The 25,221-nt window shown below is 33.0% G+C and carries 20 protein-coding genes; 12 read left to right on the top strand and 8 right to left on the bottom strand.

Annotated elements, in window-relative coordinates; translation table 11 throughout:
• Positions 1 to 35: 35 nt before the first annotated feature.
• Together FP433_RS00100 and FP433_RS00095 are read right to left on the bottom strand one after the other, a co-directional pair.
• A complete protein-coding gene (locus FP433_RS00100; RefSeq protein WP_265487270.1) occupies positions 36 to 758 on the bottom strand; it encodes a glucosamine-6-phosphate deaminase in 723 nt (240 codons plus the stop codon).
• Positions 759 to 828: 70 nt separating this feature from the next.
• A complete protein-coding gene (locus FP433_RS00095; RefSeq protein WP_265486720.1) occupies positions 829 to 1,866 on the bottom strand; it encodes a BMP family ABC transporter substrate-binding protein in 1,038 nt (345 codons plus the stop codon).
• 102 nt (positions 1,867 to 1,968) lie between these two features.
• Between FP433_RS00095 and FP433_RS00090 the strand changes: the two genes are divergently transcribed.
• Complete coding sequence (locus tag FP433_RS00090; RefSeq protein WP_322555907.1) at positions 1,969 to 3,357, top strand: IS3 family transposase; 1,389 nt, start codon at positions 1,969 to 1,971, stop codon at positions 3,355 to 3,357.
• A gap of 45 nt (positions 3,358 to 3,402) precedes the next feature.
• Here the strand turns inward: FP433_RS00090 and FP433_RS00085 are convergent, their stop codons facing one another.
• Entirely contained in the window at positions 3,403 to 5,736 is a 2,334-nt protein-coding gene (locus FP433_RS00085; RefSeq protein WP_265486719.1) for an ATP-binding cassette domain-containing protein, read from the bottom strand.
• A 39-nt stretch (positions 5,737 to 5,775) separates the two neighbouring features.
• Complete coding sequence (locus FP433_RS00080; RefSeq protein ID WP_416202988.1) at positions 5,776 to 6,861, bottom strand: YdcF family protein; 1,086 nt, start codon at positions 6,859 to 6,861, stop codon at positions 5,776 to 5,778.
• A gap of 95 nt (positions 6,862 to 6,956) precedes the next feature.
• On the opposite strand from FP433_RS00080, the gene FP433_RS00075 reads away from it, so the two are divergent.
• Positions 6,957 to 7,616: a CPBP family intramembrane glutamic endopeptidase gene (locus FP433_RS00075; protein ID WP_265483801.1), complete on the top strand. Its 660-nt coding sequence runs from the start codon at positions 6,957 to 6,959 to the stop codon at positions 7,614 to 7,616.
• A 25-nt stretch (positions 7,617 to 7,641) separates the two neighbouring features.
• Here FP433_RS00075 and FP433_RS00070 read toward each other — a convergent pair whose 3' ends face one another.
• Both FP433_RS00070 and FP433_RS00065 read right to left on the bottom strand, forming a co-directional pair.
• On the bottom strand, positions 7,642 to 8,796 hold the full coding sequence (locus FP433_RS00070) for a cation:proton antiporter (RefSeq protein ID WP_265486717.1): 1,155 nt from the start codon (positions 8,794 to 8,796) through the stop codon (positions 7,642 to 7,644).
• A gap of 99 nt (positions 8,797 to 8,895) precedes the next feature.
• Complete coding sequence (locus FP433_RS00065; protein ID WP_265486716.1) at positions 8,896 to 10,776, bottom strand: heavy metal translocating P-type ATPase; 1,881 nt, start codon at positions 10,774 to 10,776, stop codon at positions 8,896 to 8,898.
• 915 nt (positions 10,777 to 11,691) lie between these two features.
• Here FP433_RS00065 and FP433_RS00060 point away from each other — a divergent pair.
• From FP433_RS00060 to dltD, 7 genes are all read left to right on the top strand, one after another.
• Complete coding sequence (locus FP433_RS00060) at positions 11,692 to 12,828, top strand: hypothetical protein (RefSeq protein WP_265483804.1); 1,137 nt, start codon at positions 11,692 to 11,694, stop codon at positions 12,826 to 12,828.
• Between the two features lies 1 nt (position 12,829).
• Positions 12,830 to 13,126, top strand: coding sequence for a hypothetical protein (locus FP433_RS00055; protein ID WP_265483805.1), 297 nt, complete (start codon positions 12,830 to 12,832; stop codon positions 13,124 to 13,126).
• Positions 13,127 to 13,222: 96 nt separating this feature from the next.
• Entirely contained in the window at positions 13,223 to 13,378 is a 156-nt protein-coding gene (locus tag FP433_RS00050; protein ID WP_265483806.1) for a teichoic acid D-Ala incorporation-associated protein DltX, read from the top strand.
• An 18-nt stretch (positions 13,379 to 13,396) separates the two neighbouring features.
• On the top strand, positions 13,397 to 14,917 hold the full coding sequence (gene dltA, locus FP433_RS00045) for a D-alanine--poly(phosphoribitol) ligase subunit DltA (protein ID WP_265486715.1): 1,521 nt from the start codon (positions 13,397 to 13,399) through the stop codon (positions 14,915 to 14,917).
• Positions 14,914 to 16,131: a D-alanyl-lipoteichoic acid biosynthesis protein DltB gene (gene dltB, locus FP433_RS00040; RefSeq protein ID WP_265486714.1), complete on the top strand. Its 1,218-nt coding sequence runs from the start codon at positions 14,914 to 14,916 to the stop codon at positions 16,129 to 16,131. The genes dltA and dltB overlap by 4 nt, the downstream gene beginning before the upstream one ends.
• Before the next feature lie 21 nt (positions 16,132 to 16,152).
• On the top strand, positions 16,153 to 16,392 hold the full coding sequence (gene dltC, locus FP433_RS00035; protein WP_265483809.1) for a D-alanine--poly(phosphoribitol) ligase subunit DltC: 240 nt from the start codon (positions 16,153 to 16,155) through the stop codon (positions 16,390 to 16,392).
• Positions 16,385 to 18,649: a D-alanyl-lipoteichoic acid biosynthesis protein DltD gene (dltD, locus tag FP433_RS00030; RefSeq protein ID WP_265486713.1), complete on the top strand. Its 2,265-nt coding sequence runs from the start codon at positions 16,385 to 16,387 to the stop codon at positions 18,647 to 18,649. Before dltC ends, dltD begins: the two co-directional genes overlap by 8 nt.
• 81 nt (positions 18,650 to 18,730) lie before the next feature.
• Here the strand turns inward: dltD and FP433_RS00025 are convergent, their stop codons facing one another.
• The gene (locus FP433_RS00025; protein WP_265486712.1) at positions 18,731 to 19,927 is read right to left on the bottom strand and encodes an MFS transporter; all 1,197 of its coding nucleotides are present in this window, start codon (positions 19,925 to 19,927) and stop codon (positions 18,731 to 18,733) included.
• Between the two features lie 24 nt (positions 19,928 to 19,951).
• Entirely contained in the window at positions 19,952 to 20,185 is a 234-nt protein-coding gene (locus FP433_RS00020) for a hypothetical protein (RefSeq protein WP_265483812.1), read from the bottom strand.
• A gap of 154 nt (positions 20,186 to 20,339) precedes the next feature.
• Between FP433_RS00020 and FP433_RS00015 the strand changes: the two genes are divergently transcribed.
• The 3 genes from FP433_RS00015 to FP433_RS00005 all read left to right on the top strand — a co-directional run bounded on the left by FP433_RS00015 (position 20,340) and on the right by FP433_RS00005 (position 24,847).
• Positions 20,340 to 21,674 carry a PTS transporter subunit EIIC gene (locus tag FP433_RS00015; protein ID WP_265483813.1) on the top strand — a complete coding sequence of 445 codons (1,335 nt, stop codon included), beginning with the start codon at positions 20,340 to 20,342 and terminating at the stop codon, positions 21,672 to 21,674.
• Positions 21,649 to 22,533: an alpha/beta hydrolase gene (locus FP433_RS00010; protein ID WP_265486711.1), complete on the top strand. Its 885-nt coding sequence runs from the start codon at positions 21,649 to 21,651 to the stop codon at positions 22,531 to 22,533. Before FP433_RS00015 ends, FP433_RS00010 begins: the two co-directional genes overlap by 26 nt.
• A 193-nt stretch (positions 22,534 to 22,726) precedes the next feature.
• Positions 22,727 to 24,847, top strand: a complete 2,121-nt coding sequence (locus tag FP433_RS00005) for an ATP-dependent Clp protease ATP-binding subunit (protein WP_265486710.1) — start codon at positions 22,727 to 22,729, stop codon at positions 24,845 to 24,847.
• Positions 24,848 to 25,221 lie beyond the last annotated feature (374 nt).

Below are 25,221 nucleotides of genomic sequence, written 5' to 3'. Positions count from 1 at the left end.
TTTTGAGAAATAAATCCTGTAAAAGCTTAATATCTCTAGATAGTAAAGTATTTAGGATTAATTTTTTTGGCAGCAATTTGATCGCAAATAATGGTGACATCTGGATGGTCTTGTAAAATTGAAGCAGGTACTTTTTCAATAACAGGACCTTCAACTAATGCCTTTAAAGCGTCTTGTTTTGAAGCACCGTAAGCTAAAAGTACAATTTTTTTCCCTTGCATAATTGATCTAATTCCCATGCAAATTGCTTGGCGTGGAACTTCTTTTTCATTGTTAAAAAATCTTGAATTTGCTTTGATCGTACTTTCTGCCAAAGTGACTTTATGAGTTAAACTTCCAAAAGGAGTACCGGGCTCATTAAAAGCGATGTGGCCATTGTGTCCAATCCCTAAAATTTGAATATCGATAGGATTTTCTTGAATAATTTGATTATAATTTTCTACTTCTTCATCAATATTCTTTGCTAAGCCATTTGGAATATAAGATTTTTTGAAAGGTTTTTGATCAAAAAGATGTTTTTGCATGAAGTAATGGTAGCTTTGGGGATTTTCAGGACTGATGCCATAATATTCGTCTAAATTGATACTAGTCATTTCACTAAAATCAAGGTCGCTATTGCACATATCACTATATAAGGAAATTGGGGAAGAACCTGTTGCTAAACCCAATACTTTAGCACCATTAGACATGCCATTTTTGATAATTTCAAAAGCTTTAGTGCCACCTTCAATATTATCTTTGGTAACAATAATTTTCATCATAATAATTACCCCTCTCTTATTGGTCTAGTCCATTATATAATTAACTGGTATAGACCGTCAAGAAAAGTCACTTAGCATTTTTTTGAATAAGGTAAGTACGTGCTTTTTGAATAGCAATCCAGCTAGAATAAGAGAGATTAGTAGAATGAATAAGGGTGACGCCATTATTTTTTAAATCATAATTTAGAAGCTGACGAGCAGGGAAGGCATTGTTGAAACTTTCTTCACTAACGTTTTCAATGGCCTGGGGAATATTTTTAATGACTGAGGTTAGAGTAAAATTAGAGGGCTGCCCACCTTTAGCTTGATATTTTCCAGCACTGCTTTGATCATTATCAACCCCAATTACCCAAACTTTTTGATTAACAGGTTGAGTCTGATTGATTGCCTTAGCCGCTGAAAAGACCCCTTGGCTATTTTGGCCGACGGCAGAAAAAATAATATCGGCTCCCTTTAAATAAATTTGTTGAGTTAAGTTTTGTGCTTGTTCTTTGTTAGGAGCAGAAGAAATCGTTTTTGCTAAAATTTTGGTTTTTACATGATAATATTTGGAATAATAATTAATGCCAGCTAAATATCCCTTTAGTAAAGAAGAAGCTGGTTGGCTTAAAATTCCGACAGTGTGCGTTTTACTAGAGCTTGCAGCCGCTACACCGGCTAAATACCCCATCTGCCAGCTATTGAAAGTAATGCTAGTGACGTTTGCAGCCGATTTAGCTTTACCATCGATTAAAACAAAATTATTGTGAGGATAAAGACTGGCAGTATCATCTACAGCATTTTTAAAACTAGCTCCTAAAGCAATAATAGTATGAAAGTTTTTTTGCGCTGCTTGGTCAATTAAGCTGTAGTCTTCTTTAGTGTAATTGGGACTAAAGATTTGATAGCCATTTTTTCCTGTACTTAAATGATGTTGCTGAGCGTAATTTTTAAGGCCTTCTTTACCGGCTTCAATATAGGGATTAGTTCCATCGTCAGGGGCGTTCGTTACTAGCGCAATGCTAGGATTAGCAGAATGATGAACAGTTTTGTGGTCAGAGTGTCTACACCCACCTAAAAAAAGTGAAAATGTAAATAAAGTAGTTAAGAATAGTTTTTTTAACATAAAAAATTCCTTTACATTGAGATTACCTAAATTTTAGCACTAAAAAAGACGGCATTAATGATATGAACCCCAAAATTCGGACAAGAATTTCGGGGTTTTAGTATGGCTAAATTAACAAAACAAGATAAAATTGATATTTATAATTATTGGAAAAAATATGGTAAGTCTTCTAGATGGCTGGGTAAACAATATGGTATAAGTTCAGGAAATATTAGATATATGCTTAAATTAATAGAACGCTATGGAACTAATATTTTAGATAGATCTAATACTACTTATACAGTTGAATTTAAAGAATCTGCTATTAAAAGAGTACTGCTTAACAATGAAATTGCTCATCAAGTATCTTTAGAGTTGGCGTTGCCTACTGAAAGCTTAATTCATAATTGGATTCGCAAATTTAAAGAAGATGGGTATAATGTCATTAATCATAAGAAAGGCAGACCATTATATGAAAAGCAAAGACCAACAAATCAAGGAACTTCAAAAACAACTAAGAGACCTGAAACAAGAGAACTTAAGACTTACTGTCGAAAACGAATTTGTAAAAAAATTAAGCGCCTTAGTTTCTCAAAGGAAAAACCAAAAGCCAAAGAAATAGCTCAGGTGGTTACTGAACTAAGGCATGAACTTCATGTAACCATAACTTTTATATTAAATACAATTAATTCTAATCCTGATTTACCTCATTTATCTAAAAGTAATTACTACTATGTTTTAAAGCATGATGATAAGGATTTAAAGAATCATCAGATTATGAAACGTATTAAAGAAATATTTGAGGAACATAAACATCGATATGGCTACAGGAGAATTACTGCTCAATTGCACATCGAAGGAATTAAAATTAATCATAAGAAAGTAAAACGCCTAATGAAAAGGATGCGTTTATTTGGTATTGCCATTAGACGTAAGCGAAAATATTCAAGTTATCAAGGAACCGTAGGTAAAATTAAACCAAATTTGATCTGTCGTAATTTTTTAGCTGTTTTACCAGATAGAAAATGGTACTCTGATATAACGGAATTCCATTTAAATGGAGAAAAGCTGTACCTTTCTCCAATCATGGATGGTTGCACGCATGAAATAATTTCTTACACTATTAGTCGTCATCCAGTCTTAGAACAAGTAATGAACATGCTTGAATTAGCTTATAAAGATCATCCTGCCTTAAATGGACTTATTTTTCATACTGATCAAGGTTGGCAATATCAACATCCAGCTTTTCAAAATTGGCTTAAAAATCATGGTATTGAACAATCAATGTCTAGAAAAGGAAATTCATTAGATGATGGGTTAATGGAAGGATTCTTTGGTATTTTAAAGCGAGAAATGTTTTATGGCTTTGAGAAAACATTTAAGAATTTAGATGAGCTTGAAGAAGCAATCAAAGAATATATTTATTACTACAATAATCAAAGAATTAAGAGCACAATAAAAAACCATACTCCGATCCAATATCGAAATATGGTTTTAAATCAAACAGCTTAATAATATGTCCTAGTTTTGAGGTTCATATCATAAAAGCCGTCTTTTTTATTCACTTCGAAGAGCAATGGCAGCATCTTTTTTAGCAGCTAATCGAGCAGGTAAGTGCCCACCAATCATAGTTAAAATAGTGGAAATAATTACTAAGATAAGTGCTTGCATTGGATCAAGTTGTGCCAAGTTGCTCATATCAGTAATTTTGTATAAAACAAAATTAATTGGGAAAGTACATAAGTAGGCAATAAAAATTCCCAGAATTCCGGAGAAGAGTCCTAGAATAAAAGTTTCGGCATCAAATACTCGGGTAATATCACGTTTACGTGCACCAAGAGCTTTTAAAATTCCGATTTCTTTAGTTCTTTCCAAAACAGATGTGTAAGTAAGAATTCCAATCATAATCATTGATGTAATCAAGGAAATTCCAGCAAAGGCTACTAAAACATCAGTAATACCTCCAATTAAGCCTCCAGTTAACTTGGTTACTGTACCAGACATATCGGTATAAAGAATCTGATTAGATTTAGTTTTTCCTTTATTCCATTGAGCTAGATAATCAAGAACTTTGTCCTTGTAATCAAATGAAGTTGGGTAAATTAAGATACCAGTTGGAAGGGTGCTCCCACCAAGAGTAGCTAAAAACTGCGTTTTAGCTGTACTGGTTAAAGGTTGATTTGTCATAACATTTTTAGAGCTTGCTTTTTGCGCCTTAACAATTGCAGAGTTTTGGTTTTCGTTAACTACTTCTTTACTCAAAGCATCGCTATAAGCAATTCCATTGTCTAAAAGTGCCATTTGAGAATTATTTTTTCCTTGAATAACTGCTGATAAAGTAATGGTTTTGCCAGAGTTATACATAGAAGAACTCGGACTCTTAGGAACAAAGTTTCCAGTAGGAAGTTCTTGATAGTAATTATTATTTGAAATTAGTTTAAATTTCTTCCCGATTAAGGACTTTAAATTGATTTTTTGACCATTTTTGACATTAATGCCGATATTTTTAAGGGCATTGATATTAGCTTGATTTTTATTATTTAGGACTAAAACTACTTGATTTTCTAAAGTTGGCCAGGTTCCAGCAAGAAGTTGATAGTTGGTTCTTAAAAAGTTTCCTTTTTTCTTATCCAAAGTGGTAGGGAAAACATTGGTGTTAATTCCCATAGTAGCCATTCCTTGAGTTTGGGCGTTGGCGAGAGAATTACCACTAGAATTATTATTTGAGAATTCAACTTGCTTAATTTTATTATTAGCTTTAGTTAAAAGATTTAATTGTGCTCCACGGATATAGGTAATGTTATTAGCATAAGTGGGATTAATTTTATTTACATAATCCACATATTTTTGAGTGATATGATTATTGTGTGTATTTTGTTCATTTGCAGGCTTAGTAGCTACTAAATATCCATTGTTTTTTTGGTTGGTATCAGAGTCTTTTTTGGTAGTGGGTGATAAATCATTTGCAACACTGGAAATAGAAATTGGAAATTGAGCCAATGTTTTGGTTTGGGTTTCATCAATTTGATGCTGAAAACCATGGGAAAGTGCCAAAACAATTGCAATTCCAATTATTCCAATACTAGAAGCAAAGGCCGTTAAAAAAGTTCGCCCTTTTTTGGTCATGATATTAGTGAAACTTAACTTTAAGGCATTCCAGTAAGACATTTTAGTTTTGATAAGTTTAAAAGTATCTTTGACCTTATGTTTAGGAGTAAAAGGATTAGAGTCGCTAAGGATTTTTCCGTCTTGGAAATGGACGATACGACTAGCGTATTCTTTTGCTAATTCAGGATTGTGAGTAACCATGATTACTAACTTATCTTTACTTAGCTCTTTAATAAGTTGCATGATACTTTCACTAGTTTTAGTATCTAATGCTCCTGTAGGTTCATCACAGAGTAAAATATCAGGGTCATTTGCAATTGCCCGGGCAATTGCAACACGCTGCATTTGTCCTCCAGAAAGTTGATTTGGCTTTTTGGCGAGATGGTCACCAAGTCCAACACGTTTTAAGGCTGCAATTGCTTTTTCATGTTGAGTTTTGCTGTCGACTCCTGAGAGCATCATTCCTAGTTCTACATTTTCTATGATGGAAAGATGGGGAATTAGATTATAATTTTGAAAAATAAAACCAACTGTATTATTACGATATGCATCCCAGTCGGTAGTGGTAAAGTTTTTGGTCGATTTACCGTTAATGATTATGTCACCACTATCATAACGATCTAATCCTCCAATAACATTTAATAAGGTAGTTTTCCCAGAGCCACTAGGTCCTAAAATAGCAACAAATTCGTGATTACGGAAGTTAATAGAGACATCATCTAGTGCATGGGTTGTAACGCCACCAATGTGATATGTCTTCATTAAATGTTCTAGCTGTAGCATAAAAGATCCTTTCTAACATAATAGTTATACCATTATAACTTATTTTATGTATCCGATTCCAGATAAAATAGCCAAGAGAACAAAAATTAAAGTAATAACTCCCATAATCACAAAATGACGTTGTTTGTGCATGACAAAGATGCCAACAAATTCTCGAATAATCGCATTTGGTAGATAGTATAAGCGTGTTGGCGCACCAACGCCATTAGCATGTAAATGCGCCTTTTTAGCATAGAGTCCAGCGCGAAAGAGGTGATAATTATTAGTAAAAAACTTTGCATGAAATTTTTTGCTACCAAAGTCTTTAATGGCAACTTCTTTAGAATAGAGCATATTTTCATAGGTATTTTTTGATCTATCTTCTAATAAAATGTCTTCAGCAGCAATTCCACGATTAATTGCATAGTCACGCATTGCACTGGCTTCTGAAATTTTTTCATCGCTTCCTTTTCCACCAGACATAATAAATTTAGGATGGGGATGTCCCTTATCGTATTGGGTGTATGAAAAAGCAATCGCACGATCAATTCGCGCTCCTAAAAGGCGAGATACTTTTTTACCATTTACTAAGCCTGCACCTAGCACAATTAAATAGTCTTGTTTGTAGTGACGGGGAACAAATTGATATAAGATCAAATTAATTAAAAAATTATACATTATAATTAACAAATAAAATGCTAAAACGACTATACCAGACAAGAGAATATTGACCCAGTCTGGCACATTCTTAAAGACATGGAGGCGAATTAAAATCCAGATTAGCATTAATCCAATTCCTGAAAATAGAGTTAATAAGTTAGGCAGGGTATGTGATTCATACTTCCAAACGAAATAAGCATTCCAAAGGAAAAATGCCCAAGAAAAAATTACTAAGATAAATATTAAAATAAACATCCCTAATACAATTAAGCCAAAGCTCCAAGTTAGAAAGGTGTTTTTTTGAGAAAATAAAAGCTTACCACACCAAAGAGCAAATGAAAGGACAAAGGCGGTAAAGAAAACTGCATTAATAGAACGACGAGGTTCTATTAGCCAGGAAATAATAAAAATTGCAAAAGTTAAATAAACTAAAAAAGTTAGTAGACTAACTTGATTATGTAAACTAAAATTAAGGATTCGGATTATCAACAAACTCACTCCATTTGTATATTTTCATTCTTTTCTTTATTATAAATTATAAGTAACTAGCTGGAATATTTTAAGAAAAGTGGTGTAAATCTGTGAAAAGTTTTTTACGATTTCTTGGAAATGTAGGAATTATCATTATTGCTTTTATTGGTTACAGTTTTATTCAATGGATGTATGTAATTCCGAATAAGACTGCTTTACCAATATGGAATGAGGTTGGAATAGGTATAATAACCGTTATGGCAATCTGGGCAATGTTTGCTTTGTATAAATACCAATTAAAACAAGAAAATAACTGGGATTTTAATGAAAAGCCTCACTGGAATGCTCAGAGAATTTTTATTGCAATTGGAATGTTTTTTTTGATGACGATTCTTCAAATCGCTTTTATTCAATTGTTTGCTAAGGGTGGAGTAACGTCACATAACCAGCAGGAATTAAATAAAATTTCAAGTTTAGCTAATCCGATTTATAATGTTTTATTAGTGATTGTTGCCCCAATCTGTGAGGAAATAATTTTTAGAGGGATGTTTTTCAATACATTTTTCCCGATCGAAAATAAATGGACTAAGGTTTTAGGTGTTTTAGCCAGTGGATTTGTTTTTGGGTTTATGCATGATCCAACTTTTTCAAAATTTATCTATTTATACTGGATGATGGGTTCAATACTTGCGTGGACTTATGTTTTAACAAAAGATTTAAGATATTCAATTATTGCTCACATGTTAAATAATTTATTACCCTTCTTATAATAAAAAGCTCCCAATGGGGAGCTTTTTATTTAGAAAGATTTTTGAGGTAGTGATTTAAAATGAAAGGCGATAATACTGTAGTAACGATAATAACTAAAATTAAGCTAGAATAAATATCTTCTGGAAATAGATGGTGAGTAATTCCAATTTGTGCCACTATTAATGCAACTTCTCCGCGGGAAATCATTCCAGCCCCCACAATATTAGCATCGTTTTTACTAAATCCAAATATTTCGCTACTGTATTTTCCGGCCCAAAATTTAGAAACTAAGGCTAGAATAGTCATTATAATGATGAACCAAATATCTTTGATAAAACTTGCAAAAGTCATGCTTAAACCAATATCTGCAAAAAATACGGGAATGAAAATTGCATAGCCAATTGCTGAAACAGAGGAATTAACTTCTTGGTATTGTGGTGTTTGTCGAATAGCTAGCCCTCCAAAAAAAGCACCTACCACTGCACTTAAACCGACAAAATCTGCTGCCCAAGCCATTGTAAGGGCTAAGACAAGTGAAGCAATGACAACAGCATAATTTACTTCAAGTTTTTCTGCGGCCCTCATAAAATACGGTGCGATAAACTTATAAATCAACCATACTGCGCCAAAATAGATAACCTCAATTAAAAGATTTAAAAAGAAGATATTGGTTAAACCACTTTTTCCTCCTTCATGACTAAAGGTGGTAAATAAACTTAAGACAACAACAGCTAGAATGTCATCAACAACTGCAGCGCCTAAAATTGCACTTCCTGCACGAGTATGAAGTTGATTGGCATCTTTTAAAACTTCAACTGAAATTGAAACACTAGTAGCTGCAAACACAATTCCGATAAATAGAGCTTCTAAAAATTTCATACCAAATAGTAAAGAGGCAGTTCCCATAAAGATAACTGGTAAGATCACACCAATTCCAGCTACTGTGAAGCTAAGATTAAAATATTTTTTTAAAAGATCTAAATCACTTTCAAGGCCTGCTAGAAACATCAATAAAATTACGCCAAATTCAGAAAATAGAGAAATAATATTTCCTGGGTGAACCCAAGATAAAATTGCAGGTCCTAAAATAATTCCTGATAAAAGTTGGCCAATAACAGGAGGTAGGTTAAAGCGGGCAAAAAGCTGTCCCAATAAGGTAGTAACAATCAAAATAATAATTAACTCGCCTAAAAAATGCATAAATTCCTCGATTCTTTAAAAGAAAAAGTTTCAAGATTAATCTTGAAACTTTTAGATAAGTCTATAAAAATTCTAGCCAATGTTTTTATTGGATGCAACTTAATTCTTTTTAGGTAATCCAGTTTGTGCAGGATTAGTTGGCTTAGTTTTAGCAAGTAAAGCTAATAAAATAGTAATTAAATCAACTACTTCTTGGATAATTGCACCCCAAATAGCTGGAATGATACCGGTAAAGGCAATAAGTTCAATTAAGATTACCACACAGATAGCAGTAATAATATCGATATGTGCTACTTTCATAGTGTGTTTAGAAATTGCAACGGCATCGTTAATTTTTGAAAGATCATTGACCATTACGACCATATCAGCACTTTCGCTAGCAGCGGTGGCACCTTGGGCTCCCATAGCAATTCCGACATCAGCAGCCATTAAGCTTGGAGCATCATTGACACCATCACCAACCATTGCAACAGGACGTAAGTCTTTTGGTACATCCTTGATAGCTTGGATTTTTTGAGCTGGAAGAAGGTCAGCCTTAACATCTGTTATGCCAGCTTCTTTGGCAATTTTATCAGCTACGCTCTTACGGTCACCAGTAAGCATCATGATTAATTTGATTCCTTGACGACGTAAACGCGCAATCGTAGAAGCGGTTTCTGGACGAATTTGATCTTGGAAGGTAATGTAGCCAGCAAACTTATTATTTACAGAAACGTAAATTGCAGTAGAAGTAACGTCTATTTTTTTGTGGTCAGGGGCAACAAAAGAAAGTTTCCCTACTTTGACTTCTTTACCATCTATAATTCCACTTACTCCTTGAGCAGTAGTTTCTTTGATATTAGTTACTGGCTTCAATGCTTCTTTTCCAGTGCTATTAACCAATGAGGTGGCAATAATATGACTAGATTGTTGCTCAACACTCGCTGCTAAGGATTGGAGCTCTTTTTTAGTAAGGTCACTATCAGCAGCCACATTAACTTGATCAATAACTAATTTGTTTTGAGTTAAAGTTCCTGTTTTATCAAAAGCAAAAGTTAAAGTCCGAGACAGCTTTTCAAGAGTGGTACCGTTTTTTATAATAATATGATTACGTGACATTGAACTCATTCCAGAAACTAAAGCTACTGGTGCAGCAATAATTAAAGGACATGGAGAAGCAACTACCATAACTTGAGCAAAACGTAAAAAGTGATGTTGCCAGTCAAGTCCAGGATTAGTTACAGCAGAGGTAATCCAAGCAGCAATCCCAATAATTAAAGAAATGATTGTAAAAGGTACAGCATAGCGATCAGCCATTTTAACAAATTTAGCAGGTTTAGCTTGAGCAGATTTTACTAAAGCAACAATAGATTGGTACTCAGAATCTTTAGCTAAAGTAGTAACTTTCATTTCGACAGCACTGTCACCATTGATTGAGCCAGACATAAGTTTATCACCTACACCTTTATCGACAGGGACAGATTCACCAGTTAGGGATGATTGATCAAAGCTAGAAGATCCTTTGATAATTTCACCATCAACAGGAACTTGATTACCAGGTTTGATTAAAACAATATCACCAACTTTTAAGTCGTCTACATTTACATTCTCAATTTTGCCGTTAACCAATTTATGAGCAAGTTGAGGAGTATTATCTAACAAAGCGCGTAATTCACGATCAGCTTGACCTGTTGCATAATCTTCTAAGGAGTCACCACCGGTAAGCATAATTAAAATCATCCATGCAGCCCAGTAGTCTCCCACGATCATTGTAGATAAAGTGGCAATAATAGCTAAAACATCGACACCCCAGTTTCCTTTTTCTAAGGTATGAATCATTTCGATCGCCATGGTAATTACCATAAAAATACCGAAGATATCAATTAAAATTTCAGAAATAGGAAAACCAGCAATTGTTGGTTTATGGAGTAAAAAGTCTAGAATTAATCCAATTATCCCAATGCCCAGAACGGTAAAAAATTTCCATTGTCGTTTAAGCATATGTGTCCTCCAAAATTAATATATCAAATAAAACATTACTCAATTATTATATCATTTATTATATAAAACAAAAAAAGACCACGAAGTTCGTGGTCTTAAAATAAGGAATAAATGTGGTTAACTCTATTAAGAAAGAGTTAACAATATGTTCAATCTACTTGGAGGAGTAAGAATGAAAATAAAAAAGTTGGATGTTAATGCTAATAGCTTTGAGGTTTCCCTCTTGCTATGGTTTATATATTAGAGAGAAATTGTGAAGAAAGTGTGATGAAATGTTATAAAAAAATTGAAGAAAGGTTTTTGAAAAATAAAAAAGACTCACAGTGGGAAGATGTGAGTCTTTAGGAATAAATGTGGTCAACTCTGATTAAGAAAGAGCTGACAATATGTTCAATCTACTTGGAGGAGTAAGAATGAAAATAAAAAAGTTGGATGTTAATGCTAATAGCTTTGAGGTTTCCCTCTTGCTATGGTTTATATATTAGAGAGAAATTATGAAGAAAGTGTGACGTTTTTTCATAGAAATTATAAATATTGATAAAAGCAACAGATTAAACCTAAAAGTATTTTTTAAGAGAAAATAATGATTTTAAACCCAAAGAAAAACCTCGTAAATGAATTTCACGAGGTTTTAGGGATAATATGATTAGCCGAAAAGGCAATGTGTTTAATTTACTTGGAGGAGTAAAAATGAAAATAAAAGTTTGGATATTAATGCTAATAGCTTTGAGGTTTCCCCTCTTGCTATGGTTTATATATTAGAGAGAAAATATGATGAATTTATGATTAATTTTTACAGAAAATGTAAAGGTAGTTTATAATTTTCATAAGAAAATTAATTCCTGGGAAATATTCACTTGGGAAATTTAAAAAGAAGAATTTTTTCGTATTGTATTAAAGAAGGAGGTGGGAAAAATGAAAAAAGTCATTAGAATCTTATTTTTCCTATCATTGATCGTAATTACAGGAATAGGTAGTTATTTTATTGTAAATAAAGTTTATCGCCATCATCAAAATCAAAAAGCTTTTTCGAGTGCGCCAGCTTTAGTAAGTGCTAAAGACGGAACGAGTATAAGTGCAACACGCTATAATTTGGAATATTTTAAGAAGCAACTTAGTAAAAAGTACCCTAAACTTTATCAAGCTGTCTACACTACCCCGAAGACCTCCTATCGAGGCGCAGATGTTGTGATTCCTGGTGTTAAAAAAACAATAAGCTATGATTATGAAAAAAATAAAGATACTTCTTCTTTCTATATGACTCCCCAAGGAGTAACGATTGCTGGAAACTATATTTTAATTACAGCATATGATGCAAAACATACCCATGCTTCAGTAATCTATGTATTAAATAAGAAAGGAAAATATCTTAAGCGAATTATTGTAGCCGGTAAACCCCACTTAGGTGGAATTACTTATGATCCAATTGCCAAAAATATTTGGTTAACAGGAACAAGCCAAGGACAGGCTGCTTTAATGTCTATTCCTCTTAAAAGAATCGAAGATTATAATTATCAAAAAAGTCACCAGCCGATTACTTATGACCATGAAATAACGCTACCAACTATTGAACGTGCATCTGCAGTAACTTATGATGATAATCAACTGTTTGTAGGATTTTTTAGTAAAGATGAAAAGGGAAGAATTGTTGCTTATCCAATAAGTAGAATAGGATATTTTAAAGATACTATTACTAGTGATCAAATCAAAGCAGTAACAGGACAAAGTACATGGGCTTCTGGGGCCGGAAGTGCAGCAATGGATAGTCAGATTCAGGGAATAGCAATTTATAAGGATTGGATTATTTTAAGTCAATCTTATGGGAGTAAAGACTCTAAGCTTTATTTTTTCCCGGCATCGGCGATTGATAACTTAGATGAAGATAGAGCTGATAAGGTTGTTACATTACCGCCATATTTAGAACAAATCTCTGTTTATAAAGGACAATTATTGTTATTGTTTGAATCTTCTTCAAGAGAATACGCTCGTGATGATATTATGATAGTAGATAGAATTTTGTCAGCAAATATTAACGCTTTATTAGGGAGTTAACATGATAAAAAACAAAACAAGTTTCTGGATAAAGGTAGCTGGGTGGAGTGGCTTAATTGCAGCTGCAGTGATGCTTCAGCTTTATAATATGAGTCATGCAGGATTATTTTTAATTACCCTGGCAATAGTGGTGGTTTTTTCAGCATATCTTTTGGCCACTGCTAATACTAGTCGCTGGCAAAATCCAAGTTGGATTATAAAAGTAACTATTTTTTCACTTTTCTTCGTTTCACTTTTACCAACTATCTTTTTATTTATTGCCTATTTAAATGCAAGAGATAATAAGAGAGGGCGTTAAATAAGATTTTTTTTGTTATAATGTTTATATTAAGACAGGGAGCCTTTCTCTCAAAGAAAAGGTGTTGTAAAATTAAAAAGATTATGAGGTGTGAGAATGGCAGCAAAAACTGAACACCAAAATTCTAGAGCTAAGGAAATAGGAATATTTATTGGAAAAACAATTTTTTATTTTGCTATTTTGTTAGTTTTAGTTTATCTCTACTCTTATAGTGGAATTGGTAGCGCAAGCTTCATTTATAAAGATTTTTAATTGAAAGGATCGCATTAAATGATTAAAGATGTAATCAAAACGATCGATGAAATTGCTATAAAAGATCCAAATAGAATTGTTTATGACTATTTAGGTGAGACAAATACTTATGGTGATTTAAAAAAGAGATCAGATGCTTATGCAGCTAAATTGAAAAAGATGAATATTCCTGAAAAAGCACCAGTTATGATTTGGGGTGGTCAAAACTTCGAAATGATTGCGAGCTTTTTAGGAGCTGTTAAGGCTGGACATGCTTATATTCCAATCGCTAGTTACTCAAACAGTGAACGTTTAACTATGATTCAGGAGGTATCTCAAGCACCTTTGGTAATTGCTGTTGATGAGTTACCAATTGAAATGAAGAATATTGAAGTATTAAATGCATCAGAAGTTGAAGATGGTGATTTTAATATTGCTGAAGATAATTATGTAAGTGGGGATGATAATTTCTATATTATCTTTACTTCTGGAACTACCGGAAAGCCAAAGGGTGTTCAAATCAGCCATAATAACTTATTAAGCTTTGTAAATTGGGAGTTAGAAGATTTTAATTTACCTGAACATCCTAGCTTTTTAGCTCAAGCCCCTTATTCTTTTGATCTATCAGTAATGAGTTTGTATCCCGCTTTAACTTCAGGAGGAAAGCTTGTCGTTTTACCTCATGATGTAACGCAAAATCTGGGTCAACTGTTTAAAACTATGCCTAATTTAGACTTTAATGTTTGGGTTTCAACACCATCATTTGCTGAAATGAGTTTTTTAGATCCTACTTTTAATGGTGAGCATCACAAGAATTTAACTCATTTCTTATTCTGTGGGGAAGAATTAAGTCACAAAACTGCTCAAGTATTAAAGAATAAATTCCCTGATAGTCATATTTATAATACTTATGGTCCAACTGAAACTACAGTGGCTGTAACTAGTGTTGAAATTGATAATGATATCTTAAATAAGTATGATCGTTTACCAATTGGAGTGGCTAAAAAAGATACAAAGGTTACAATTGATACTTCAAAGGGTGAAGATAAAGATAATAAACAAGGAGAAGTATTGATTCAAGGGCCAAGTGTATCTAAGGGATATTTAAATAATCCTGAAAAAACTGAAGCCGCATTTTTCAAAAATCCAAATGATCAATATAGTACCTACCGTACTGGAGATTTAGGATTTTTAGACGGAGATATGCTCTTTTATCGAGGAAGAATTGATTTCCAAGTAAAATTTAATGGCTATAGAATTGAACTAGAAGAAATTAATTTCTATCTTGCTAAAAATCCATTGGTACGCTATGGCGTAGTTGCACCACGATATAACAAAGACCATAAAGTGCAACAATTAGTTGCAGTGGTGGAATTAGCGGAAGGCGTGAGAGAAAAGTATAGCGATGCTGAATTGACTAAAAAGTTACGTGAAGATTTAAGCCGAGATATTATGCCATATATGCTTCCTCAAAGATTTATTTACCGAGAAAATATGCCAATTTCGCAAAATGGTAAGGTAGATATCAAACAGGTAATCAAGGAGGTAAATAACGCGTGATCAATATGCAACCATACAGCAATCCGCGTTACTTTATAATTCTTTTTGTGGCGTTACTACCTTTAATAATTGGGTTGTATTTTGGACGACGCTTTAAGATTTATGAAGCTCTGGTATCATTGCTGTTTTTGGTATTAATGTTTGATGGAACAGATGCAATTCAAGGGTATCAATTGATTGGCTATATTGCATTTCAATTCTTGTTAACTTTTGCTTATGAACGTTATATCAGATCTGGACGAAATAAAAGTTGGGTCTTTTATGTAGTCATCATTTTAGCAATTTTGCCATTGGTAGTAGTAAAAATTGCGCCCCATGTTAATAATCCAGTTGCGGATCTAATTGGATTTTTTGGGATTTCATATATAACTTTTAAAACGGTTGAAGTGTTGATGGAATTAAGAGATAAGGCAATAGAAAAAGTTGATCCTGTAACTTATGCCCGTTTTCTGTTGTTTTTCCCAACGATTTCTTCAGGACCTATTGATCGTTATAAAAGATTTGCAAATGATTGTAATGGAGCGCCTGATCGGCAAGAGTATATTGAGCAGATGCGTTTAGGGACTAGATATATTTTCCAAGGCTTTTTATATAAATTTATCATTGGATATGTATTTGGTACGCTTTGGCTTCCTCAATTAGCAAAGATGTCAATCCATATGGGACAAGGACCTTTAAAACTTTCTTGGGCTTTAGTAGGTTATATGTACTGCTATAGTATGTATTTATTCTTTGACTTTGCAGGTTATTCACTCTTTGCGGTAGGAACATCATATTTCATGGGAATTAAGACACCAATGAACTTTAATAAGCCATTTATTTCTAAGAATATTAAAGATTTTTGGAATCGTTGGCATATTACCCTATCATTTTGGTTCCGTGACTTCATTTTCATGAGATTTACTTTCTTTGCAATGAAGAAAAAACTTGTTAAAAATCGAAAAGACTTGTCACGTTTATCATATTTTATTGATTTCCTAGTTATGGGATTTTGGCATGGTTTAACGTGGTATTATATTGTATATGGGATTTATCATGCTTTTGCGATTATTTTTAATGATAATTGGCTTGTATTTAAGAGAAAGCATAAAGACAAAATTCCATCTAATAAGTTTACAAAATGGTTTGCGATTTTCTTAACTTTCAATGTAGTATGTTTCAGTTTCTTGATTTTTTCAGGATTTTTAAGTACTCTTTGGTTTGGTTGGAAATAGATAGTGAAAGGAATTTAAATTATGGATACTAAAGAAGCTGTATTAAATGTATTAAATGAATTAACTGGTGAAGATTTTACTGATCGTATGGATGAAGATTTATTCGAAACAGGTTTAATGGATTCAATGGCAGTAGTACAAATGTTACTTGAATTACAACAACTTATCGGAATTACTCCTCCAGTATCTGAATTTGTACGTGAAGAATGGGAAACTCCTACAAAAATTGTAGAAAAGGTAGAAAGCTTAAGAAATGAGTAATAAACGAAAGCTGTGGCAAATTTTTGGCCCAGTTATCTGTGCTTTTATTCTATTATTCGTGGTTTTTATAATTCCATGGAATAGAAAAGTTTCAGATGGTGTTTTATTCAAAGCATCTGTCTCCCAATCTCAAAACGTATTTAAGGGAGAAAATATTAAACGGGCGGCTTTTGAAAAAGAGTACGTTCCTTTTTATGGTTCAAGTGAGCTTTCTCGAATGGATCCTTTACATCCAAGTGTTTTAGCTTATAAATATCATCGTTCATATCAGCCCTTTTTATTAGGGGGACCTGGTAGTCAATCCTTGACACATTTTATGAATCTTCAAGAGACTAAGAAACAACTTGCTGGTAAAAAAGCAGTGTTTATTATCTCTCCTCAATGGTTTGTAAAAGAAGGGCAAGATCCAGCTGCTTTTGGAATGTATTTTTCACAATTACAAGCTATTGATTGGATTTTGAGTGCTAAAGATAGTGTTGCGACACGCTATGCTGCTAAACGATTACTTAAGATGCCTTCAGCAACTTCAAGTGAGTCGACTAAAGCAGCACTAAAAGATCTAGCAGATGGAAAGAAAATTTCCAATTGGCAAAGATCATGGCTTCAAATGCGTCAAAGAACCCTTTCTAATCAGGATGATTTTTTTACTACTTTTGATATGAAGAATAATATTCCGAAATTGCAAAGTGGTGCGCACAAACTTCCTGGGACATATGCATATGATAATTTGCGTCAATTCGCTAATAATCAAGGAGCACAGGGTACAACAAACAATTCATTTAATATCTCTAATAATTTCTTTAAAAAGAGATTATTGAAGAATGGATTAAAGGGTCTAAAAGACTCTCAAAAGAATTTTGACTATACCCGTTCCCCAGAATTTGGCGATTTTGAGTTAGTTTTAAATGAATTTGCGCAAGAACATGTAAATGTATTATTTGTAATTCCACCAGTAAATAGTAAGTGGGCAAAATATACAGGTCTATCTGAAAAGATGTACCAACGTTCTGTAAATAAAATTAAAGCGCAACTTTTAACTCAAGGTTTTACCCATGTAGCTGATTTGTCGAAGGATGGTGACAAAGAATACTTCATGGAAGATACTATTCACTTAGGTTGGAATGGATGGCTTACGATGGATAAGTATGTACAGTCATTTATGAAACTTAAGAATACGCCAATTAACTATCAGCTGAATAACTATTATTTCTCTGAAGCTTGGGCAAAAAAGCCAGATGCAAAAATTAGCAAGTCAGTTGAAGAAAAAGCAGCTGAAATTAACCGAATGCAAAATTTGATGAATCAGCAGGGCTTACAAGGGACAGTAACTGAAGTAAAAAATAATAAGGTAAGGGTCTCTTATGCAACTGGTTGGGCAAATAAGAAGAAAAACTTAGTTAATACTGAGAAAACTAGTTATTTAATCGATTCTGTTCAAAAGGCTATGACTGCTACAATGGTTATGCGTCAAGTTGAAAAGGGTAACCTGAAGTTGACAGATAAGTTGGCCAAATTTTACCCTAATATTGATCAAGCTAATCGGATTACCATTCAACAGTTGCTTGAAATGACAAGTGGGCTTACTACACCAAATAAAGCACCATTAGGAAGTCCGAAGTTTGAAAATGATCAAGCGGGTATCGAATATGATATTGACCATTTGATTAGTTTTAAGGATAATTTGTATGGTAAAAGATATTATTCTTCAATTAACTATGTACTTTTATCTGGAATTTTAGAGAAAGTAACTCACCAATCCTACGAAAGTTTATTTAATGAAACTTTTGTAAAGAAATTGAAGCTAGAAAATACTGCATTTATTTGGAATAAAAAATCGAAGTTGCAGAAGGTACATTTAGCGCAATCTTATAGATACGCTAATAAAAATAAAACTTCTGAAGTTCCGATTACTTTGAATTTAAATGAGCTCCATGGAGAACTTGGGGCAGGATCAGTGGTAATGTCGACATCAGATTTATACAAAACTGAGAAAGCCATTACAGATGGAACTTTACTGTCTAAAAACTCAATGAAAATTCTTTTTAGAGGTAAAGCACCAGCCTACTATGGTGGTGGATTCTATAATAATCCGGCGGGCTTTCGAGCTGCAAATGGGGCAGGAGTTGGCTATCATGCATTTGTAAGAATTTCTAATAACGGAAAAAATGCTGTGATCATTCAAACAAACCATCCAATAAAGAGCTTTAAGCAGACAAAAGTCCAAATGGATAAATTAATAAGTGAATTAATAAAATAAAGTACCGTATTACTTCTATTTGAAGTCTAGTATTGAATTTTGAGTAAATAAAAAGTTTAGAAATTAGGAGAAACAAAACTCCTAGTCTCTAAACTTTTTTCTTTTGGATAATTCATTTGTAAAGAAAAAGATAATGCCTGAAATTAGAACGATACCTGTACAAAAAATAAAGAGAGTTAAGAATGAAGAGAAATCAATCACTAGAGCTCCAATTAAGGGACCAAGGGCTCTTCCCGCAGAAACTACTACTTGGATAATTCCTTGATATTTCCCTTTGTTTTCTTCACTAGCAAAATTGTTAATGAAAGTAGAAACTGCTGGAAAAGCAAAAACTTCTCCTGTAGTTAACAAAGCCATAGCTAAGAGAAAACGAGCATAATGAGTGGCCCCAATTAGAAGTAGGAAAGCTAGGGCAAACAAGGTAAAACCAAAATATAGTCTTCCATTGATATGATCAGTAAGCCAGCTATCAAAATAGGTAAGAATGGGTTGCAAAGTTACAATTAAAATAGCATTTAAAGTCCATAGAAAACTATATAGGGTAACGGACATGTGCAAACTTAACATATAAGAAGAAATATTAGAATTCCACTGTTCGTAAGCAATCCAGGCTGCTAATACACAGAAAAGTAAACTAGCAATAATTTTTAAATGAGGATTGCTTGTCACGTTCTCTTCCGAAATTTTCATGTGGTTTGTATCTTTTGGTCGCTGATTAAGATGGCGATATTTTACTAAAACAACAATGTTGAAAAATAGAAACATCATAAATGCAAGAATAAATATATAGACAATTCCAAATGGTAAAATAAAACCAACCATTAATGAGCCAAATACAAGACCTAAATTTTGAGTAAAATATAAAATATTGAAAATATAAGAGGGGGCTTTGCTTTTTATTAACGTGGCGGTTGAATTAAGGCCAGTAACGATAATTCCATTCCCAATACCTAAGGTCAAAAGCCAAACCACATAAGCGGGCCAACCATGAAAGAAAATTAACATTAGGGTAGAAAAGGTGGCGATACTTACTCCTAGTAAAATGGTTTGATAAGGGAACCATTTATCAAAAAGGTAACCACCTAGTGCATTCCCCAGCATGGTAAAAATAGAGTTTAAGAAAAGCACAACTCCTGCTATGGTTAGACTTTCGTGGAGATAATTGTGAATATAAATAGTGGTTAGCGGCCAAATAAAACTAATACCAGTGTTAACAATAAGTGAACCAAGGAAAAGCCAAATTGTGTTAATAGGATCAGATTTTGCTCTTTTTAACATTATTTCAACCTTCCATTTCTATAATTAGTCTTGAAGCCAGCTATCGCCAAAATTACGCATTAATTCACTAGTGTTAAAGCTAGTAGAATCAGAAGCTTCAGCAATAATTTTTTGAAAATCATTTTTTGAAATATTTTTATGTAAAAATTCATTAATTAGGTCGTTAAGCAATATTTCAGGATCTTTGTTTTCTTGTTCGCAATAAAAAGAAAGTAATGCCCGACTTTCATTACTCAATTTAAGATGTGATTTAATCATATTAGTCCTCCTTTTAGTTAACTTCTTATATTATACCAGTCTTAATTGCTAAAAATTAGAGGAAAGACGGTCAGTTAATTTGATGAGATTGAATGACGAGAAGGAAAGGAATAGTATAGTAAATATAACTTAGTTAAGGGAGAAAATTAATTAGATGCCAAAGAGTAATATTTATACCATATTTTTGTGGTTCCGCCGACGTCCTTTTTTTAGAGTGTCTGAGAGAACTTTAACCATGTTGATGCCTTTAGCAGTTATTGGAAGTGTATCACAGTTTTTATGGAGAAGTGTATTTTCGCCGGATAGTCTAATCTCAAATATATTATATTTTGACAATTGGTTACCTGATCAAATTTTTAATGGTGCTTGGTATGCTACGCAAGGATTAACAAATGTTATTTTTAATCTATTTGGAATATTTGTAGCGTATTTTGCTGCTAAGTATACTGCGCAATTTTATAATAAAGATGAACAAATGGCTGGACTTTCAGGGATGATTGGACTTTTACTGTGTGCTTATCGGTATCGCAATGTGAATAATTCAGTTTTTACGTTTAATTGGCGTTTTTTAAATATTGACAGCTTTTTGTTGGCACTCTTGATAGGGTTTGGCACGGGACAAATTTTTCGTTGGTTGGGCAAAAATGTTACTCATCCTTCAATAAATAATTCCCCTCATATTCAGGAAAGAGCGATTGCATCCTTCAAGCCACTTTTGGTAACTTGGGCAATTGGTCTAGTATTAGGAATTGTGGCTAATTTTGTTGGCTTAAGATTAGTGGCTACTCACTTATACGAATACTTTCAAAATCAAGGGCAAAATAATTTAAATATTTTTGCTTATATTCCTTTAATCGGATTAGCACTTTTTTTAAATTGGTTAGGAATTGGTCAACCGTTGACAGGGTTAACAGATGCGGGAATAAGTGGCATGGGAACAGCTAACATTAGTTACGCGTTGCAACATGGCTCAAGCTGGAATGTGCCAAATAAATTTTTGGGGTCTGAAATTTATAAATCTTATGGACAATTTGGCGGCAATGGTATTTTGCTGGCTTTGTTGATAGTAATTTTATTATTTGTTAAAAAGAAAAATGTTGTTAGGATTAGTCGTTGGACTTTTATTCCAACCTTATTTGGTTCAAATGCAGGTGCTTTAATTGGGATTCCAGTGATTTTAAATCCACTTTTTGTATTACCCTATGTCTTTCTTCCTATTATGAATATGCTTTTAGCAGCAGGAGCAATCGCTCTCCATTTAGTGCCTGCTTCTGCTTATGCGATACTAACAGGGACTCCTGGTCTTATCAAAGGCTTTATCGCTACTAATGGAAGCTGGCAGGCTTTATTAGTGGCTTTAGTGATTTTTGCAGTCGATATTCTTCTTTATATTCCAATTGTGAAGATGGCTAATAAGATTGAAAGTAAAGTTGATGAATTAAATACTAGAGAGGAAAGAAAAAATGTTGAAAAAAGTGAAGAAAAATAAATTATTTTTAATATTGATCTTTTTTCTTTTAGCAGTATTAATGATTCCAACATATTTTTGGACAAAAAATTCTAATAAAGATTTAGCTGAGCGAAAAAAATCTCAGCTTTCTCCTGTTATTATGGTACCAGGTTCAAGTGCAACAACAGAAAGATTTAATGAATTAGTTTCTACTTTAAATAAAGATACTGTGGAAAAACATAGTGTTTTAAAAATAAAGGTAGATACTGATGGACAATTAGTTTATAGCGGAAAAATTAGCAAAGGTGATAATGAACCATTTATTATTATTGGATTTGAAAATAATAAGGATGGATACAGTAATATAAAAAAACAAGCTTCGTGGCTTAACATAGCCTTTCAAAGCTTAAGTAAGCAGTATACCTTTAATAACTTTAAAGCTTTTGGACATTCTAATGGAGGATTAATTTGGACTTACTGGCTAGAACATTACTATTCTGATTATTCGAGTGAAATTAAAATTAAAGAGTTAATGACGGTAGGGACACCGTTTAATTTTAATGAAACAAGTATTAGTCATAAAACTCAGATGTTAGAAGATTTTATTAAAAATAAAAGTAAAATCCCCTCTAGCCTAAATGTGTATTCTGTTTCTGGAGGGGAAAATTATGAGTCAGATGGTCTAGTACCAGAGAATAGCGTAGAAGCTGGAAAATACATTTTTCAAAATCAAGTTAACCACTATACTACAATGACCGTCACTGGAGAAGATGCTCAACATTCTTCTTTGCCTCAAAATAAACAAGTGGTGCAGTTGATTGAACAATATCTATTAAAGGCAGTACAAAAAGGAAATAATGGCCCACAAAGAAATAGTAATAAGAAAGATAAAAATTAATGTTTCATATGAAACATTAATTTTTAGGCCATAGAGGGATGAAAATATCCCTCTATTTTTTTATTGATAAAACAATACATATTATTTGGCATTAAAGAAATAAGCGCATATAATTAGATTATGAAAGATTAGCACTTAGGTATAAGTAGGTGCTAAGTTCTTTATTATTTATTTAATGAGGAGTGGACATACTATGGCATACTTTGATAATGGTAGTTACAACTTTGACGACATTTTTAATGACTTCTTCAACGATGGGAATGGCAGAAGAATGTCAGGTGGTCAACCAATGGGCTTTAGCTCAGGCCAAATGCCTCAACAAGGTGTAACTCAACAAGCACAACAAGGGAAAAAAGAAAAAGAAATTGGAATTGATTTAACTGAACAAGCTAAAAAAGGAAAGTATGATCCAGTTATCGGACGTACAGCAGTTATTGATCAAGTTATTGAAATTTTAAGTAGACGTAAAAAGAATAACCCAGTTTTAACTGGTCCTGCTGGTGTTGGTAAAACTTCTGTTGTTGAAGGATTAGCTCAACGGATTGTAGATGGAGATGTGCCTGAAAAATTAAAGAAAGCACATATTATTGAATTAAACATTAATGAGTTAGTTGCTGGAACTTCATTACGTGGATCTTTTGAAGAAAAATTGAAGAAAATTATTGATAAAGCTAAAGGCGATAAGAATGTTATTCTTTTCATCGATGAATTACACAATATAGTAGGTGCTGGATCAACAGATTCAGAAAATAATTCAGGTGACGCTGCAAACATCTTAAAGCCCGCTTTAGCAAGTGGCGAAATTCGCGTTATTGGTGCTACAACTACTAGCGAATATCAACAAATTGAAAAAGATCCAGCTTTAGCTCGTAGATTCCAACCAGTTCAAGTTCCTGAACCAACTATTGAAGATGCTATTAAGATTTTGGAAGGATTAGCTCCAAAATATGAAAAGTACCACAATGTTAAATATGATCCAGATGCATTGAAACTTGCTGCAGAACTTTCAGATCGTTATATCAATGATCGTCACTTACCAGATAAAGCTATTGACTTAATGGATGAAGCTGGTGCTAAGAAGTCCTTAAACATGGATCAAAAAGACGAAACTTCAATTAAGAATAAGATTAAGGCTTTAGAAGCTAAAAAAGATGAAGCTGCTAAGGATGAAAAATATGATGAAGCAGCTAAAATCAAGAAAGATATTGAAGGATTAAAGAAAGATCTTAAGACTGCAGGTAAGGCTAGTGAAGCTAAAGTTACTGCAGATGATTTATACAAGCTAATTCAAACTAAGACTGGTATTCCAATGAGCGAAATCAATGCTGACGAAGCTGAAAAGAATGCTAACTTAGCTGCTGACTTGAAGAAGGTTGTTATTGACCAAGATAAGGCAATTGATATTATTACTGATGCTATTGCTCGTAAACAAGTCTTCAAGGATTCTAACCGTCCAACAGGTTCATTCCTTTTGACAGGACCAACTGGTGTTGGTAAGACTGAATTAGCTAAACAATTAGCTATCAAGCTATTTGGTAAAGCTGATGCCTTAGTACGTTTAGATATGTCTGAATACCAAGATCAAATGGCTGTTAATAAGTTAATTGGTTCTGCACCTGGTTATGTTGGCTATGGTGAAGGTGGACAATTAACTGAAAAGATTCGTCACCAACCATATTCATTAATTTTGCTTGATGAAATTGAAAAGGCAAATCCACAAGTATTTAATGCATTACTCCAAATTATGGATGATGGTCGTTTAACGGATGCACAAGGAAGAACAATTTCATTTAAAGATACAATTATTATCATGACTTCAAATGCTGGTTTCTCAGATAACTTGCTTAAAGGTGATGATCAAGATGCTTTACGTAAGGCTCTTGAAGTTTACTTCAGACCTGAATTTTTGAACCGTCTTGATGCAATTGTTCCATTTAACTCATTAACCAGTGAGGATATGCTTAAGATCTTAGATCTTTACTTAAAGAAGATGAAAGCTTCTCTTGGGAAACGAGATATTGAGCTTCATGTAACTGAACCAGCTAAGAAGTACTTGGCAGAAAAAGGTTATGACAAAGAATTTGGTGCTCGTCCATTAAGAAGAGTGGTAGAACAAGATCTTGAAACTCCAGCTGCTAAATTAATCGTCTCTAAGCCAGATACGAAGAAGGTTGAATTTACTCTTGACGATAAGCACCTTTACTTAAACGGTAAAGTGCTAGAAGATGTGCTTTTTGACCGTAAAACAAGAGATCAAGAAAAGAAAGACATCAAAGAAGCAGAAGAAAAAACTGATAAAAAGTCAGATAAGTAATTTTTAAATTAAATAATTTTATAAACCCTGAAATTTGAAAAGATTTCAGGGTTTTACTATGACTAAATTAATTCTAAAAAGAGAAAGCCATTAAGAAATAGATGGGAACAAAACTTAAAGACTAAGATAGAATACAGAAAGTGAGAAGCTACAGATTAAATTTGGAGGTTGAGTAAATAGAAATATTACTTTTAGTTAAGATGGAGGTTGCTTTTAGAAAAGAAAGTGGAGAAATATCAAAAACATTATTAAAAAGTGTTGACAAAAAAATAAAAGCTGATAGAATTATAATTCCCGAATGAAAAGAGCAAAGAATTTTAACAAATGCTTTAGGATGAAATATTATTTTAAAAAAATTACAAAAAACACTTGCA

This window comes from Lactobacillus sp. PV012, from assembly GCF_014522325.1.
In the GTDB taxonomy this organism is placed as follows: domain Bacteria; phylum Bacillota; class Bacilli; order Lactobacillales; family Lactobacillaceae; genus Lactobacillus.
Note: the sequence above shows the minus strand (reverse complement) of the source record. Positions and strands in the feature narration are given on the sequence as shown.

What these genes read in the sequence shown, in the direction of transcription:
- FP433_RS00100 (WP_265487270.1), bottom strand. Translation starts at nt 758, where the DNA reads ATGAAAATTATTGTTACCAAAGATAATATTGAAGGTGGCACTAAAGCT.
- FP433_RS00095 (WP_265486720.1), bottom strand. Translation starts at nt 1,866, where the DNA reads ATGTTAAAAAAACTATTCTTAACTACTTTATTTACATTTTCACTTTTT.
- FP433_RS00090 (WP_322555907.1), top strand. Translation starts at nt 1,969, where the DNA reads ATGGCTAAATTAACAAAACAAGATAAAATTGATATTTATAATTATTGG.
- FP433_RS00085 (WP_265486719.1), bottom strand. Translation starts at nt 5,736, where the DNA reads ATGCTACAGCTAGAACATTTAATGAAGACATATCACATTGGTGGCGTT.
- FP433_RS00070 (WP_265486717.1), bottom strand. Translation starts at nt 8,796, where the DNA reads ATGCATTTTTTAGGCGAGTTAATTATTATTTTGATTGTTACTACCTTA.
- FP433_RS00065 (WP_265486716.1), bottom strand. Translation starts at nt 10,776, where the DNA reads ATGCTTAAACGACAATGGAAATTTTTTACCGTTCTGGGCATTGGGATA.
- FP433_RS00060 (WP_265483804.1), top strand. Translation starts at nt 11,692, where the DNA reads ATGAAAAAAGTCATTAGAATCTTATTTTTCCTATCATTGATCGTAATT.
- FP433_RS00055 (WP_265483805.1), top strand. Translation starts at nt 12,830, where the DNA reads ATGATAAAAAACAAAACAAGTTTCTGGATAAAGGTAGCTGGGTGGAGT.
- FP433_RS00050 (WP_265483806.1), top strand. Translation starts at nt 13,223, where the DNA reads ATGGCAGCAAAAACTGAACACCAAAATTCTAGAGCTAAGGAAATAGGA.
- dltA (WP_265486715.1), top strand. Translation starts at nt 13,397, where the DNA reads ATGATTAAAGATGTAATCAAAACGATCGATGAAATTGCTATAAAAGAT.
- dltC (WP_265483809.1), top strand. Translation starts at nt 16,153, where the DNA reads ATGGATACTAAAGAAGCTGTATTAAATGTATTAAATGAATTAACTGGT.
- dltD (WP_265486713.1), top strand. Translation starts at nt 16,385, where the DNA reads ATGAGTAATAAACGAAAGCTGTGGCAAATTTTTGGCCCAGTTATCTGT.
- FP433_RS00025 (WP_265486712.1), bottom strand. Translation starts at nt 19,927, where the DNA reads ATGTTAAAAAGAGCAAAATCTGATCCTATTAACACAATTTGGCTTTTC.
- FP433_RS00020 (WP_265483812.1), bottom strand. Translation starts at nt 20,185, where the DNA reads ATGATTAAATCACATCTTAAATTGAGTAATGAAAGTCGGGCATTACTT.
- FP433_RS00015 (WP_265483813.1), top strand. Translation starts at nt 20,340, where the DNA reads ATGCCAAAGAGTAATATTTATACCATATTTTTGTGGTTCCGCCGACGT.
- FP433_RS00010 (WP_265486711.1), top strand. Translation starts at nt 21,649, where the DNA reads ATGTTGAAAAAAGTGAAGAAAAATAAATTATTTTTAATATTGATCTTT.
- FP433_RS00005 (WP_265486710.1), top strand. Translation starts at nt 22,727, where the DNA reads ATGGCATACTTTGATAATGGTAGTTACAACTTTGACGACATTTTTAAT.